The sequence below is a fragment of the Pseudomonas sp. UBA6323 genome (assembly GCF_002439135.1).
Lineage (GTDB): Bacteria > Pseudomonadota > Gammaproteobacteria > Pseudomonadales > Pseudomonadaceae > Aquipseudomonas.
Genome location: NZ_DJSX01000060.1, coordinates 1 through 12998, shown reverse-complemented (window position 1 = coordinate 12998; position 12998 = coordinate 1). Strand labels below are relative to the sequence as shown.

10 protein-coding genes are annotated in these 12998 nt (G+C 64.2%); 3 read left to right on the top strand and 7 right to left on the bottom strand.

The annotated features are described in order from the left end of the window. The first annotated feature begins 204 nt into the window (after window positions 1-204). Window positions 205-2133, top strand: a complete 1929-nt coding sequence (locus B3P22_RS14190; protein WP_296271413.1) for a transglycosylase SLT domain-containing protein — start codon at window positions 205-207, stop codon at window positions 2131-2133. 54 nt (window positions 2134-2187) lie between these two features. On the opposite strand, the gene B3P22_RS14185 is transcribed toward B3P22_RS14190, so the two are convergent. The 3 genes from B3P22_RS14185 to yegS form a co-directional block, all read right to left on the bottom strand. Beyond that, window positions 2188-2994, bottom strand: coding sequence for an MOSC domain-containing protein (locus B3P22_RS14185; RefSeq protein ID WP_296271412.1), 807 nt, complete (start codon window positions 2992-2994; stop codon window positions 2188-2190). Window positions 2995-3133: 139 nt separating this feature from the next. After that, on the bottom strand, window positions 3134-4066 hold the full coding sequence (locus tag B3P22_RS14180) for a chemotaxis protein CheV (RefSeq protein ID WP_296271411.1): 933 nt from the start codon (window positions 4064-4066) through the stop codon (window positions 3134-3136). Window positions 4067-4157: 91 nt separating this feature from the next. Beyond that, complete coding sequence (yegS, locus tag B3P22_RS14175) at window positions 4158-5075, bottom strand: lipid kinase YegS (protein WP_296271410.1); 918 nt, start codon at window positions 5073-5075, stop codon at window positions 4158-4160. 174 nt (window positions 5076-5249) lie between these two features. On the opposite strand from yegS, the gene B3P22_RS14170 reads away from it, so the two are divergent. After that, window positions 5250-5948 (top strand): pirin family protein, encoded by a 699-nt coding sequence (locus tag B3P22_RS14170; RefSeq protein ID WP_296271409.1) that lies wholly within the window; start codon window positions 5250-5252, stop codon window positions 5946-5948. Window positions 5949-6062: 114 nt separating this feature from the next. Here the strand turns inward: B3P22_RS14170 and B3P22_RS14165 are convergent, their stop codons facing one another. The 3 genes from B3P22_RS14165 to B3P22_RS14155 all read right to left on the bottom strand — a co-directional run bounded on the left by B3P22_RS14165 (window position 6063) and on the right by B3P22_RS14155 (window position 11088). Then, window positions 6063-7622, bottom strand: a complete 1560-nt coding sequence (locus B3P22_RS14165; RefSeq protein ID WP_296271408.1) for an FGGY-family carbohydrate kinase — start codon at window positions 7620-7622, stop codon at window positions 6063-6065. Between the two features lie 284 nt (window positions 7623-7906). Then, window positions 7907-9490, bottom strand: a complete 1584-nt coding sequence (locus B3P22_RS14160) for a glycerol-3-phosphate dehydrogenase/oxidase (protein ID WP_296271407.1) — start codon at window positions 9488-9490, stop codon at window positions 7907-7909. Between the two features lie 2 nt (window positions 9491-9492). Continuing rightward, the gene (locus B3P22_RS14155) at window positions 9493-11088 is read right to left on the bottom strand and encodes an FAD-binding oxidoreductase (protein ID WP_296271406.1); all 1596 of its coding nucleotides are present in this window, start codon (window positions 11086-11088) and stop codon (window positions 9493-9495) included. Window positions 11089-11213: 125 nt separating this feature from the next. Between B3P22_RS14155 and B3P22_RS14150 the strand changes: the two genes are divergently transcribed. Continuing rightward, a complete protein-coding gene (locus B3P22_RS14150; RefSeq protein ID WP_296271405.1) occupies window positions 11214-12248 on the top strand; it encodes an AraC family transcriptional regulator in 1035 nt (344 codons plus the stop codon). Window positions 12249-12572: 324 nt separating this feature from the next. Here B3P22_RS14150 and B3P22_RS14145 read toward each other — a convergent pair. Continuing rightward, a partial coding sequence (locus B3P22_RS14145) for a hypothetical protein (protein WP_296271404.1) occupies window positions 12573-12998 on the bottom strand: 426 nt, incomplete at its 5' end.

Below are 12998 nucleotides of genomic sequence, written 5' to 3'. Positions count from 1 at the left end.
CCGAGTTGCCAGTCGGCTGTTGCCGTTTCCACCGAGGCGGCAGCCGTGGGATCAGCATTCCAGGTGGCGCACATACGCGCTTTTTTGCTGCATGTGTCGATCCCGCCCGGCGGCATTCACCGCAACCCGATGAAAGGCTAAGCTAGAGGCATGCAACGATACGGACCGCGTTGTCCCATACCTCTGCTTGCCCCTGGAAATGCCATGCGCAGTCGCTTTCTCTCTTTAGTTTCCTGTCTGATTCTTACAACCACCGGCATCGCCGGCGTCGAAGCCGCCAGCCTCGCCCAGCAGCGCCAGTACTTCGATGAGGCCAAACGCGCCCTGGCCAAGGGCGACAGCGGTCCTTATCGCCAGTACGCCAGCGCGCTGCGCGATTACCCGCTCACGCCTTATCTGGCTTATGACGAGCTGACCAATCGCCTCAAGTCGGCGAGCAACGCCGAGATCGAGAAATTCCTCGCCGAGCACGGCGACCTGCCCCAGGCCAACTGGATGAAGCTGCGCTGGTTACGCTGGCTTGCCGAACGCGGCGACTGGAAGCCCTTCCTCGATCACTACGACCCCGACCTCAACTTCACCGAACTGGACTGTCTGTACGGCCAATACCAGCTGAGCCGCGGTCTGACTGCAGAAGGCAACGCCACCGCCGAAAAGCTCTGGCTGGTGGGCAAGTCCCAACCCAATGCCTGCGACCCGCTGTTCGAGCGCTGGGCGGCCAATGGCCAACTCACCGAGCAGCGCCGCTGGCAGCGCACCAAGCTGGCGGTGGAAAGCGGCAACTACGGTCTCGCCAACTTCCTGATCAAGGGCATGCCGACGCTCGGCGAGCGCGGCAAGCTTATGGTCGAAGTGGCGCAGAAACCGCAATTGCTGAAGAACACCGCGCGCTTCGCCCCAGCCGATGACGCCATGAGCGACGTGGTCGGCTTCGGCCTGCGCCGTCTGGCCCGACAGAGCCCCGAAGATGCCCTGGCCCTGCTCGACGGCTATGCCCAGCGCATGAAGTTCTCCGCCGACGAGCAGGTCGCCATCGCCCGGCAGATCGGTCTACGCCTGGCGCAACGCTTCGATCTGCGTGGTCTGCAGGTGATGGCCAAGTACGACCCACAGTTGCGTGACAACACCGTCAGCGAGTGGCGTGCACGCCTGCTGCTGCGCCACGGCCGTTGGGAAGAGGCCTATCAGTTGACGCAGAAGATGCCGTCCGACCTGGCCAGCAGCAACCGCTGGCGCTACTGGAACGCGCGCAGCCTGCAACTGGCACAACCCAACAGCCAGCAACCGGCGGTGCTGTTCCAGGCCCTGGCCAAGGAGCGTGATTTCTACGGCTTCATGGCAGCCGATCAGGTCAAGGCGCCGTACGCGCTGAATAACCAGCCGCTGGCGCTCGACCCCAAGGTCGTGCAGAAGGTGCGCAACACGCCCGGCATCAAGCGCGCCATGGAATTTCATGCGCGCGGTCAGATCGTCGACGGCCGCCGCGAGTGGTATCACGTCAGCCGTCGGTTCAGCCGCGACGAGCTGGTGGCCCAGGCGCGCCTGGCCTACGAAATGGAGTGGTACTTCCCGGCCATCCGTACCATCAGCCAAGCCCAATACTGGGACGATCTGGAGGTACGCTTCCCCATGGCTCATCGCAACGAACTGGTCCACGAAGCCAGACGCCGCGACCTGCACTCGAGCTGGGTGTTCGCCATCACCCGTCAGGAAAGCGCCTTCATGGCCGACGCCCGCTCCCACGCCGGCGCCATGGGCCTGATGCAGCTGATGCCAGCCACCGCCAAGGAAACCGCGCGCAAGTTCGGCATCCCCCTGGCCTCACCGCAACAGGCGCTCAACCCGGACACCAACATCCAGCTGGGTGCGGCTTATCTCAGCCAGGTGTACGGCCAGTTCAACGGCAACCGAGTGCTCGCCTCGGCCGCCTACAATGCCGGCCCAGGCCGGGTACGCCAGTGGCTGCGCGGCGCCAATCACCTGAGCTATGACGTCTGGGTGGAGAACATTCCGTTCGACGAAACCCGCCAGTACGTGCAGAACGTGCTGTCCTACTCGGTGATCTATGGCCAGAAGCTGGATGCGCCGCACCCGCTGGTGGCCTGGAACGAGCGTTTCTTCGACGACCAGTGAAGCCGGTGTTGGAGCGAATTTATTCGCGAATGAATTCGCTCCTACAAGGCCACTCTATTCCAGCACTTCTACCGGCATGCCCAACTGCAACTCACCGACTCCGCGGGGCAGCAAGTTCTGCCCGAAGAACACGTCACCCTCGCGTTCCCGATAGGTCTTCAGCGTGGCCAGCGGTTCGCGCTGAGCGTTGCGCTCGCCGGTCTGCGGGTCGATGGTGGTGAGAATGCAGCGCGAGCAGCCCTTGACCACGTCGAACTCCACCTCGCCAATGCGGATACGCTTCCAGCTGTCTTCGGCGTAAGGCTGGCTGCCGGCGACCACCAGATTGGGGCGGAAGCGCAGCATCGAAAGCGGCTGGCCGACACGCTGGGACAGGTCGTCCAGCGATGCCTGGCCGATCAGCAGCAGCGGGAAACCATCGGCGAAGGCCACGCGATCACCCGGCTTGGCATAGGCGGTATCGACCTGGCGGGTGCGCTCTTCGGGCACCTGCACCAGACGGCAGGCCTTGCCCAGCAAGGCGCTGAGCCACTCGGCAGCTTCATCGCCGGCATCCGGCACACGCAAGCTGTCGCGCCAGAGGATGACGCCACGCAGATCCTGATCGGGTTCGGGGAGCGCCACGGAAATATCGTCGCGCCCCGGCGCGCTGAGGGTGAGGCCGCCACGCCCATCGTACAACGCGCTCAACTGGCTCATTTGCGGCAGCAGGCGCTGGCTGATGAAGCGGCCGTTGTCGGCGTCGACCAGCATCCAGCGCCGATCGCCATGCAGGCCAAGGCCGTCGACCGCACTGCGCTGCAAGGTCTCGCCGCGGCCGGACTTGAGCGGGTAACGGTAAAGCCCCGAGAGACTCAGCATGGGTCAGCTTCCTGTTGGCAAAACGCCGTTATACGAGCTGACGGCCTCGCTCACAAGCACTGCGGGGCAATAACGACTGGCCGGCGTAGAGCGGGTCCGCCATCGGTGCCCGACGAACCTCCCCCGCCGCACACGTGCTCTAACGCGGCTCGTCGAGCTCCAGGCGCTGGCGGATCACGTCCACCAGCTTGTCCGGCTGGAACTTGGAGAGGAAATTGTCGCAACCGACCTTCTTCACCATCGCCTCGTTGAAGCTGCCGGACAGCGACGTGTGCAGCACCACGTAAAGATCCTTGAGGCGCGGATCATTGCGAATTTCACTGGTGAGGCGGTAGCCGTCCATTTCCGGCATCTCGGCGTCAGTGAAGATCATCAGCAGCTTGTCCGTCATCACTTCGCCAGTGTCCGCCCACTTCTTCAGCAGGTTGAGCGCTTTCAGGCCATCGCTGGCCATATGCAGGCGGATGCCCAACTGCGACAGGGTATCGCGCAACTGGCTGAGGGCGACGCTGGAGTCGTCCACCAGCAGCACTTCGCGACCACGGGCCTTTTCCAGCAGCGGGTCGGCGAGTTTTTCCTCGGAGACCTTGGTGCTCATCGGCACGATCTCGGCCAGCACCTTCTCCACGTCGATGACCTCGACGATCTGCTCGTCGACCTTGGTGATGGCGGTCAGGTAGTGCTGGCGGCCGGCACCGCCGGGCGGTGGCTGGATCGACTCCCAGTTCCGGTTGAGGATGCGATCCACGCTGCCGACCAGGAAGGCCTGCACCGAGCGATTGTATTCGGTGACGATGATGGTGCTGCGCTCATCCGGCACCAGCGGGCGCATGCCGATGGCCTGCGACAGGTCGATCACCGGCAGGGTCTGGCCACGCAGGTTGACCACGCCGCAGACGAAGCGGTGGCGCTGCGGCATCAGCGTCAGCTTGGGCATCTGCAGGACTTCCTGCACCTTGAACACGTTGATGGCGAACAGCTGCCGGCCGGCCAGGCGGAACATGAGAATTTCCAGACGGTTTTCGCCGACCAGTTGCGTGCGTTGATCCACTGAATCGAGAATGCCGGCCATCATGCGCTCCAAGGTAATGAGGTGAGTCTAGTCTGCCGCTCGGGTTATCGGCGAACTGCCGGCAGACTGAAGCGTTGCTGGCGCGCAGCCATCATGCCTCAGCGCCAAGCGCATGGCCAGCGAGCAGCGGCGAATGCCCGGGCAGGTGCAGACGCAAGGCACCGGGTTGTGCAGTGAAGCGCAGCCGCTTGCTTTCCATCGGCTCGCCGTCGAGGTTCAGGTCCAATCCCTCCAGCGCTTCCACCTCCAGCCAGGGCAGCCGCGCGCTGATCGCAACGCTTTGCAAACCGTGCATGCCGCCAGTGAGCAGCGTGCCAAGGGTGCTCACCACGTCCTGCGCCGCCGGCACAATGCTGACGTCCAGCAGGCCGTCATCGATGGTCGCTTCCGGGCAGAGCAGATGCCCGCCACCGGCCTGACGGCCATTGCCGATACCGAGAGCGAGAAATTCGCCCTGCCATTCGAAGTCCGGCCCATGAAAACGCCCCGCGGCGGCGCGCACTTGGGAAAAGCGACTGAGCCCGGTCAGCAGATAGGCGGCGCCACCGAGGACTTTCTTAAGCTCCTCCGAGGTATTGGCGGTGACATTGGAACCGAAGCCGCCGGTGGCCATATTGAGAAAGGCGCGCTCGCCCGCCATGCCCACATCCACCGCCACCGGCTCCACTTCCAGCAGAGCCAGCGCCGCAGCTGGCGTCAGCGGCACGCCGGCGGCATGAGCAAAATCATTGGCCGTACCCAGTGGCAACAGCGCCAGGCTGGCTTCACTGCGTGCCTTGACCATGGCCTCGACCACATCGCGCAGGGTGCCGTCGCCTCCGCCAGCGATCAGGATCGGATAACCAGCCGCCAGCCCTTCGTGCACCAGACGCTCGGCATCCCCACCCTCCCAGGTCAGGCGCACCGCCAGATCCCAGCCACGTTCGCGCAGGCCGTTCACGGCCGCCCTTACCTCTTCGTTCAATGCCTGCTTGCCATGCAGGATCAACCAGGCCTTGCGCTCGCGCATTGCAGTGCTCCTTGAGGGATAAACGAAAGCCTAGTGTGTGGCCCTCGGACAATTAATCTAATTTATAGATATTAAATCAATAAATATTGCGCTTTTAAATCGACCAATCAAAAAGGATCATTCATCCATCGACATCGCACGGGACTGACCTCGTGCATGACTGGAGGATTGACCATGATCGATGTACGTCCGTTCGAACAACTCGGTGGCGCTCACCACGGCTGGCTGAATGCCCGTCACCATTTTTCCTTCGCCGAATACTACGACGCCGAGCGCATGAACTGGGGTCGCCTGCGCGTCTGGAACGATGACGAGATCGCTCCGCACTCTGGCTTCCCGCCCCACCCGCACCGCGACATGGAGATCATCACCTATGTTCGCGAAGGTGCGATCAGCCACGAGGACAACCTGGGCAACAAGGGCCGTACCGAAGCGGGCGATGTGCAGGTGATGAGCGCCGGCACCGGCATCGCCCACAGCGAGTACAACCTGGAGGACGAGACCACCAAGATCTTCCAGATCTGGATTCAGCCGAACCAGGCCGGCCTGCCGCCCTCCTGGGGCGCCAAGCCTTTCCCCAAAGGCGACCGCTCCGGATCGTTCGTCACCCTGGCCAGCGGTTACGAGGAAGATGTCGATGCCCTGCGCATCCGCACCGACGCGCGCCTGGTAGCGGCTACGGTCAAGGCAGGAGAAAGCGCCGAGTATGTACTGCAGCCGGGTCGCAAGGCCTATCTGGTAGGCGCCACCGGGGCCTTCAGCGTCAACGGTGTGGCAGCCAAGGCACGCGACGGCGTCGCCGTTGCCGATGTTGAGGTGATCCGCGTCGAAGCGCAGGAAGACAGCGAGATCGTGCTGGTGGATGTCGCTTGAAGCACGCCCTAACGCCCTCCATTTGGAGGGCGGTTTTTTATGGGAAGTAGCCCGGATGCAATCCGGGGGAAGCTGAATATGCGGCCCCGGATTGCATCCGGGCTACAGCGCACTCTACGCCGGATAGCCGGTGATCTTGCGAATGCGCTGGTACAGCGGTTTGAGCTGACGGTACATGCGCTGATAGACCTGCCCGTAGAGCTGCTGGTAAACGCGCTGTGCCTCCGGGTTCGGCTGGAACACCTGCCCTACTCGAGTCATGGCGGCGATGGCGCTCGGGTAATCGGCGTGCAAGCCCAGGCCCACCGCGCAGTTGATCGCCGCTCCCAGCCCGCTGGTCTCGTACAGATGCGGCCGCTCGGCCGGCAGGCCGAAGATATCGGCCGTCAGTTGCATTGCCGCATCGCTCTGCGAACCGCCACCGGACACACGCAGGCGCTCGATGCGGGTGCCGGAGCGTTTTTCGATACGTTCCTTGCCCTGACGCAACGCATAGGCCAGGCCTTCGAGAATGGCACGGTAGATATGTGCGCGGGTGTGCACATCACCAAAACCGATGATCGAACCCTTGGCCTCCAGCCCCGGCTCACGGATACCCGGCGTCCAGTACGGCTGCAACATCAGCCCCATTGAGCCGGGCGGGACGGCGTTGACCAGCTCGTCGAACAGCGCTTCGGGCGACACGCCCAGCGCCTCGGCACGCTGCATTTCGCGCAGACCGAATTCGCGCTTGAACCAGCTGACCATCCAGAAACCGCGATAGATCATCACTTCGGTGTTGAAGTGATCCGGCAGCGCCGCCGGATAGGGAGGAATCAGGCGAACGGTTTCCAGATATCGACTGCGTGTGGTGTTGATGGTCGCGGTGGTGCCATAGGACAGACAGGCCGTGCTTGCCTCCAGTGCACCGGAACCCAGCACTTCGCACGTCTTGTCGGCCCCGGCGGCGATCAGCGGCAGGCCCTCGGGAATACCGGTGTGGCGGCTGGCCTCGGCACTGATCTGGCCGAGTCGTTCCCCTGGCTTGAACAGTTCGGGCAATTGCTCACGGCGTACCTTCAGCGCCTGCCACTTCCAGTCGCCGGGCGCGGCCCAGCGCAGGCGTTTGTAGTCGAACGGCAGATAAGCCACGCAACTGCTGGTGGAATCAACGAAGCGACCACACAGGCGATGGGTGAGAAACCCGGATAGCAACAGCACCTTGTGCGTGCGATCGGCGATGTCCGGCTGATGCTGAGCCACCCAATTGACCTCGGCCTGACCGCGAAAATGATCCACCGCCTCCTCGGCACGTGCCAGCTTGAACAGCCAACCCCAGGGCCCCTTGATGTGCCCCTGTACCTCGGCACGACGCTGGTCGAGCCAGAGAATCGCCGGGCGCAGCGGCGTGCCCTGCTCATCGACATGAATGATGCTGCCACGCTGGGTGGTAACAGCAACGCCGCGGATCAGGCGGCGGTCGATATCCACCTGTTGCCACAGCAGCCGGCAGGCTTCGCCGAGGTTGGCCCAGTAGTATTCCGGGTCCTGCTCGGCCCAACCCGGCTGGCTGGAGAAATAGGGATCGAGCTCGACCTTGCCCTTGGCCAGCAGGTTGCCCTGAGTATCGAACAGCAGCGCTCGGACGCTCTGGGTGCCGTTGTCGATGCTCAGCAGATAGCTTGGTTCGCTCAAGGTGTGGTCCTTTTGTTATGTCTCCCCTCTCCCATTTATGGGAGAGGGGCCGGGGAGAGAGTGTTCCGTCTGAGCCAGGTGGCCTGCGAATAAACGCTTTCCCTCTCCCCAACCCTCTCCCGCAAGCGGGAGAGGGAGCTGATCGGAGTTGCCGCAATCTAGCTACGTAGCCCGGATGAAATCCGGGAGCTGCATCGTCGTTCATCCCCGGATTGCATCCGGGCTACAAGCGACAGGCTCGGGTAGCAGCGGATTGCCGTTGCCCACGGTGCACCCTACGCACATCATTCGCTGTCATCCGGCAGGCTATAGCAACGCCGCCACAACGCCATGTAATCCAACTCTTCCTGCCGCCAGCGCGCATCGCTCCAGCCCAGGCGCGGTTGGCACAGTGCGCGGATACGCGGCAGCTCGGCGCGGCCGCCTTCAGCCAGCAGCAAACCCAGGCGGGTGCGGCGCAACAGCAAATCGTCCAGATGTAGCACCAACTCACCTTCGGCGGCCCAGGCCAGTTCGGCCCACAGGGTGTGCGTACCCGCGACGCAATCGCCGCCCACCTCGTCGATCAGGCGCAGCACCTCGCCCAGCTGGCGGCCATGGCGACCGGCCAGACGGCGTTGCTGCGCCGGGCTCAATGCCGGCACCGGTGTCGGTGTACTCGAAGCGAAGACCGCGCCGCCCTGATCGTCCACCGCTTTGCCGACGAAGCCCGCGCAGGCGCGCAGTACCTCCAGCGCCAGCAGGCGAAAAGTGGTCAGCTTGCCGCCAGCCAGAGTCACGCTGCCTGGTTCGATCCATAGCGCATGTTCGCGCTTCTCGTCCGAGGGCTTGAGCCCGGCGCTGCCATCGCTCACCACCGGACGTACGCCCGCCCAGGTCGACAGCACATCGCCGCGCGTCACTTCGGCGGTCGGGAATTGCTGGGCACAGGCGGCCAGCAGATAGTCGACCTCCTCCTTGCTGATCGCCGCCTCGGTGTCCAGGTCGTCCGCATGATCCAGATCGGTGGTACCGATCACCGTCGCCCCCTCCCAGGGGAAAACGAATACCGGCCGCCCATCGGCTGCGTGCATGAAACTGAAGGCATGCGCCACCGGGAGGCGCCAGCTCGACAGCAGCAGGTGGCTGCCGCGCAGCGGACGGATGCGACCATTGCCGGGCTGCCGCAGGCGATCGGCCCAGGCGCCGGTTGCCTGCGCCACGGCGCGGCTGCGCAGACGATAGCGCTCGCCCGTTTCCACATCCTCGGCGAGCACACCAACCACCTGCCCCGCCTCGCGCAACAACTCGACCACGCGCATACCATTGAGCGCCTCTGCACCTTCGGCGCGCGCCTCGCCCAGCACGCGCTGCACCAGGCGGGCATCGTCGGTCACTGCGTCGAAGAAGCGCGTGCCGCCGAGCAGGCCGTCCTCGCGGATGCCCGGCGCCAGGTAGCGCAGCTGTTGCAGCGGATAGAACAGATGATTGCGCTTGCCGGCCAGAGCGTCGTACAGACTGAGCAGGCCGCCGAATACCTTGGGCCCAGGGAAGCCACCGCGGTAATGCGGCATGACGAAACTCAGCGGGTCCACCAGCCCTGGCGCTTCAGCGAGCAGGCGCTGGCGTTCGCGTACCGAGTCTCGGGTTAGCCCAATCTGGCCCTTGGCAACGTAACGCAGGCCACCGTGCACCATCTTCGACGAGCGGCTGGAGGTGCCCCAGGCAAAGTCGCGTTGCTCCAGCAACAGGCAGCTCCAGCCGCGTCGCGCCGCCTCCCGTAGGATGCCGGCACCGCAGATGCCGCCGCCGATCACCAGCAGATCCCAGTCACGCGCGGCCAGTTTAGGCAGCGCGCGCTCGCGCCAGCGGGCGTTCCACAGTTCCATGCTCAATCCTGCAACAGCACGCCAGGCGCCAGGCGCTGGTCGGGATCGAAATGCGTGGCCAGGCTGCGCAGCGTGGCCACGCCCAGCTCGCCCTTCTCTGCTGCCAGATAAGGTGCGTGGTCGCGCCCCACGCCGTGCTGGTGGCTGATAGTGCCGCGATTTCCGGCGATGGTGCGACTGGCCGCTGCCTTGAGCCGCTTCCAACGCGCCATGGCGGTGGCGTAGTCGGCCCCGGGACGAAACACGTAGGTGGTGTAGATGCTCGAACCCTCGCCGTAGACATGCGACAGGTGGGTGAAGACGTGCACACGCTCTCCCTCATCGGCCAACTCGTCACGCAGGCTGGTCTCGACCTTGTTCAGCAGGCTGTCGACGTTGGACCAGTCGGTGGCGGTTTCCAGGGTGTCCACCAGATAGCCGCGCTCCCACAGACCGTGACGCAGATAGGGGAAGCGGAAACGGTTGTGCTCCCACTTCTTGCCCAGCAGGGTGCCGGTGAACACGCCGCCAAAACCTTTCAGCAAGCGCCGCGCCTGTTTCAGCGAAGCGGCGTTCTGCACCCGGCTGCCAGTGACGCCGAAGGTGAGCATGCACTTCTCATCGCGAGCGCCGCGCAGGGCCAGGTATTTCTCCAGCAGCGCGATCTGTTGCGGGTGACCGGCCAGGGCCAGTTGGGTGCGGGTTTCGATGGCATTGGACAGACGCAGCATGGACAGCGGCACGCGCGCCTGCGCCAGGCTGCGAATGGCACTCAGCGCCTGCTGCCAGTTGGGCAAAAACACCGCGTAGAAGCGCTCCTGCTCGGCCAGGCGACTGATGCGCACGCGCACTTCGGAGATCACCCCGAAACGCCCTTCCGAGCCCATCACCAGCTCGCGCAGGTCGGGCCCGGCGGCCGACGCCGGAAAGGTTGGAATCTCCAGAGTGCCGGCGAAGGTCTCCAGCTTGCCGCCGGCGAACAGTTGCTCGATCCGCCCGTAACGTAGCGACTGCTGGCCGCTGGAACGGCTGGCGACCCAGCCGCCGAGGGTCGACAGCTCCCAGGACTGCGGAAAGTGGCCCAGGGTATAGCCACGGGCGCGCAGTTGGCTTTCCACCTGCGGGCCATTGGCGCCGGGGCCGAAGGTGGCGATCAGGCTGTCCTCGTCGATATCCAGCAGGCGCGTCATGCGCTCCAGCGACAGGGTCAGCACCGGGCGCCGGCCGGCCTGCGGGTTGATGTGGCCGGCCACCGAGGTGCCGCCGCCGTAGGGGATCAGGGTAACGTCATGCTTTTGCGCCCAGGCCAGCAGCTCGCGGATCTGCTCGGCGCTTTCCGGGCAGGCGACGCCATCGGGAAACAGGCCGAAGTCACCGGAGCGCATGGCCAGCCAGTCCGGCAGGCTCTGGCCACGGGCATGGCGCACGCGTACCTCGTCGTCCTGACAGATCAGCGGATGCGGCGCCAGGCGCGACGCCGGCACGCGCGCCAGCACATCCTGCAGGCTGGCATCGGCCAGACGCTGGCCCGACCCGACGAGTTCGGCGAGAAAGGCCTCGCCATGGGCCGGCAGTTCCACTTCGGTCGCCTCGTCACCCCATCCGTTCCAGCGTCGCATCGCATCCCCCATTCCGATCAGCACTTATGGCTGCCTATACTAGCCAGCCGCCGATTTCCGTCACTGTCGAATCGGGACAGGCGCTATCGCCAATCAAGACAGGCATCGCAGAACAAGAAGAATCCATGGAAAACCTCGGCTATACCTCGGTTCCCGCCCTGCTCAAGTACCTGCGCCAGGCCGAACAGCTCGGCCTGGACATCGACCGTGCCCTGGCCGCCGCCGGTATTGCCGCGCAGGACCTGGCCGACAATGGCAAACGCATGCCCAGCGAGGTGCACGAACGCCTGCTGGCGCATCTGATGGAGGTTTCCGGCGATCCCTTGTTCGGCCTGCACTCGGCGCGTTTCGTGCAACCCGGCTCGTGGAGCGTACTCGGCTATATCGCCATGAACTGCGCCACCCTCGGCGAAGCCATGGGCCGCATCGTGCCCTACGAGAAACTGGTGGGCGACATGGGCACCAGCCGTATCGAAGCGGCTGCGGATCACGTGCGGCTGATCTGGAGCTGCCGCCATCAGGCGCCAGAGGTGCGCCGCCACATGGTCGAGAACGTGCTCGCCTCCTGGCTGCTGTACGCCCGCTGGATCGCCGACTCCGATCATTCGCCGCGCGAGGTCTGGTTCGAACACGTGCAACCGGCCGCCACCGACCTGGCCGAATACCAGCAGCTGTTCGGCTGCCCGGTGCTATTCGAACAGCCCTGCAACGCCCTGCTGGTGCCGCTGGACTACCTCGGCGTGCCGCTGCGCCAGGCCGACGCCAACCTGCTCCGCACGCTGGAGGAACATGCCCTGACCCTGATGGCCGGGCTGGATGACAACGAGCCGCTGCCGCGCCGGGTAAAGAACGCCCTGCGCCTGCTGCTCAAGGACGGCCTGCCGCGCAAGGAACGGGTAGCGGAGAAATTCGACATGACTGTGCGCACCCTGCAACGCCACTTGCAGCAAGCCGGCACCAGCTACCAGCAGATTCTCGACGAGCTGCGCCAGGAACTGGCCGAGCACTACCTGCTGCGCAGCGATCTGGCAATCCAGGACATCGCCTGTTACCTGGGCTTCACCGAATCACGCTCGTTCCACCGCAGCTTCAAGGGCTGGACCGGGCAGACGCCGGGCGAATTTCGCGAGAGCCGGCGCAGGGACAATCCGCTGGGCTAGCGATAAATTCGGAAACGCCGCGCCAACAAGTAGTCGACGCTCAATCAGCGTCCTGCCCCACTGAAGAAAAGCGCCATGGCGCAGCAGCGGCCGGCGCCGGTGAGGTTTGCCAATGGAATGATCCGTCCCCTCCTTCGCCCTTAGTCGTTCTCCTCGCCACTGCACTTGCCTTTGCCGCAGGACCTTAGACCTTCTCGGCAGCGGCCAGGCTGTGGCCGTTGATCAATTCCTGCGCAGCGAACGGGTTGCTCGCGGCTTACGAGGTGAATGCTACGGAAGTTAGCAGCGCAGCGCTCAGGGTGGCAGTCAGGGTATTGAGTTGTTTCATGGCATCTCTCCATCGGTTTCGAATGCGGGGCCGGATTGGCGCCCTCGCAGCAATGGACGAGGCAGTGATGCGGGCGTTACAGCGGGCGAAAAAAGTTTTTCGTAGCCCGGATGAAATCCGGGGGCGCTTTGCCCGCTACCAGTCGCGGCTACGACTGCATGGATACAGGAGGTAGAGCGAAGCAGGATGCCAGAGCCGAAAGCCCCTCCCACAGGCAATATCCACCGCACCGTGGGAGGCGCTTCAGCGGCGAGGCTTTCGATAGCCAGTAGCCCGAACAGCCACAGCAACAGTGGATGAAAAAGCGTCATCCATCCTAAGCGGGTTGTGCCAGGCGTATTGCTGGAGCCAAAAAAGAGGTGGTCAAGCGAATACAGCGGCCTGCCGTGGCATAGTGGTAAAGCTATTAACTCGGCAATCAA

Bases quoted from the DNA above. Each gene is read 5' to 3' on its own strand.
- B3P22_RS14185 (WP_296271412.1), bottom strand. From the start codon at position 2,994: ATGCTGAGTCTCTCGGGGCTTTACCGTTACCCGCTCAAGTCCGGCCGC.
- B3P22_RS14155 (WP_296271406.1), bottom strand. From the start codon at position 11,088: ATGCGACGCTGGAACGGATGGGGTGACGAGGCGACCGAAGTGGAACTG.
- B3P22_RS14190 (WP_296271413.1), top strand. From the start codon at position 205: ATGCGCAGTCGCTTTCTCTCTTTAGTTTCCTGTCTGATTCTTACAACC.
- B3P22_RS14150 (WP_296271405.1), top strand. From the start codon at position 11,214: ATGGAAAACCTCGGCTATACCTCGGTTCCCGCCCTGCTCAAGTACCTG.
- B3P22_RS14170 (WP_296271409.1), top strand. From the start codon at position 5,250: ATGATCGATGTACGTCCGTTCGAACAACTCGGTGGCGCTCACCACGGC.
- yegS (WP_296271410.1), bottom strand. From the start codon at position 5,075: ATGCGCGAGCGCAAGGCCTGGTTGATCCTGCATGGCAAGCAGGCATTG.
- B3P22_RS14180 (WP_296271411.1), bottom strand. From the start codon at position 4,066: ATGGCCGGCATTCTCGATTCAGTGGATCAACGCACGCAACTGGTCGGC.
- B3P22_RS14160 (WP_296271407.1), bottom strand. From the start codon at position 9,490: ATGGAACTGTGGAACGCCCGCTGGCGCGAGCGCGCGCTGCCTAAACTG.